We start from the raw sequence: 302 nt of genomic DNA, 5'->3' as shown, positions 1-302 counted from the left end.
GTTAAGGTTCCTGAGGATGCAACGCCTGGTACCAAGATTGAGGTTCCGGTTGTTGTGACTTACCCGGATGGTTCTACCGATGAGGTGACTGTCACGGTTGAGGTTCAGCCGAAGGACACTGATGGTGTTGATCCTGAGTACAAGGACGGCACTGGTAAGCCGGGTGAGGATGTCAAGGTTCCTGCTCCGACGTTTAAGGACGGTGAGGGTCAGGACACTAAGGCTCCTGAGGGCACCAAGTTCACTCCTGGTGACAAGGCTCCGGGCGGTGTGACGGTTGACCCGAACACTGGTGAGATCAC

Annotated in this window: 1 protein-coding gene; it reads left to right on the top strand. The window is 55.6% G+C overall.

All coding sequences use genetic code 11. From position 1 onward, the window contains the following. A partial coding sequence (locus tag L8U60_RS10785; protein ID WP_269966363.1) for a YPDG domain-containing protein occupies positions 1-302 on the top strand: 302 nt, incomplete at both ends.

The sequence above is a fragment of the Corynebacterium meitnerae genome (genome assembly GCF_027570075.1).
Taxonomy (GTDB): Bacteria; Actinomycetota; Actinomycetes; order Mycobacteriales; family Mycobacteriaceae; genus Corynebacterium; species Corynebacterium meitnerae.
This window is presented reverse-complemented; position numbering and strand designations above follow the sequence as displayed.